We start from the raw sequence: 1,151 nt of genomic DNA on the forward strand, positions 1-1,151 counted from the left end.
CTCCCGTAGCGCAGCACTGTAGGACCGCAGCTTGTCGGTGACGAAGACGTGCGGCCGACCATAGCGTTTCATTGTTTTCTTCAAGAATTTCAATGCGGCCTTCTTGTCGCGTGTCTTCGTCACATAGTTTTCGAGGACCTCGCCCTCTTGGTCGACGGCCCGCCACAAGTAGTGCCGTTCACCGTTGATCTTCACAAACATTTCGTCGAGATGCCAATACCATTGCGGCCCGGAACGCAGCCGCTCGGCGCGATTCATGCGGCTCTCCGCGGCGAACATCGGCCCGAACCGCTACCACCAGAACCGGACGGATTCATGGCTGATTTCGATGCCCCGCTCGTGAAGCAGATCCTCGACGTTCCGGAGCGAAAGCGGGAAGCGAATATACATCATCACCGCCAGGCGGATGATCTCAGGGCTGGTCTTGAAGTATTTGAACGGTTTGCGTTTCGTCATCCGGCGACGCTACTCAGCCCCCTGCCCCATCTCAAGCCACGTTCTTCTGACACCGCCTCTCTGAGCGCTACCTCGCCCGGATCGTTCAACTGGCCGGGTGCTGTCAGACGGATTCGAACCGCTCTCAGGTCGGACAGTAGCCCTGCCCCTTATGCTGTGCAGAGAGCACGCCACTCGGCAAGCGCGGCGGCACGGTTGAGCTTGAAATTCTGTCGCGAGTAGAGGTGGCGTTCCTCGTTGAAATGGTTGTGGACCGAGGCGTGGACGTAGACGAATTTCTGCAAACTTCGCATCCGCCGAAAGCGTTGCATCGCCCGCTCCCGTCGTCGAAACGGCAGGTGCGAATTCTCCGCCCTGTTGTTCCGCCAGCGGCCAGTTCCTTGCCCATCCGCCGAGTGGACTTCCCTCAGCACGGCACCGTATGACCGAAGTTTGTCGGTGACGCAAACATGCGGCCGGCAGTGGCGCTTCATCGATATCTTCGAGAATTCCAATGCCGCGTTCCTGTCCCGGTTCTTCGTCACGAAATCCTCCAGCACTTCGCCCGCGCGGTCCTGAGCCCGTCAGCGGTAGTGTCGTTCGCCGTTGATCTTCACGAAAAGGCGAGTGGCGCGGGGGACTTTCACCCCCGCGCTCTCTCAGAACCGGACGTGATACTCTCGCATCATCCGGCTCCCATTGTTCAGCCATATCCG

Annotated in this window: 2 pseudogenes; both read right to left on the reverse strand. The window is 59.3% G+C overall.

Features of this window, described 5'->3' with window-relative positions:
* A pseudogene (locus tag EU800_RS26050) lies at positions 1-456 on the reverse strand (IS6 family transposase); the annotation flags it as partial.
* A gap of 149 nt (positions 457-605) precedes the next feature.
* A pseudogene (locus EU800_RS26055) lies at positions 606-1,058 on the reverse strand (DDE-type integrase/transposase/recombinase); the annotation flags it as partial.
* Positions 1,059-1,151 lie beyond the last annotated feature (93 nt).

The organism is Tropicimonas sp. IMCC6043 (assembly GCF_004146235.1).
In the GTDB taxonomy this organism is placed as follows: domain Bacteria; phylum Pseudomonadota; class Alphaproteobacteria; order Rhodobacterales; family Rhodobacteraceae; genus Tropicimonas.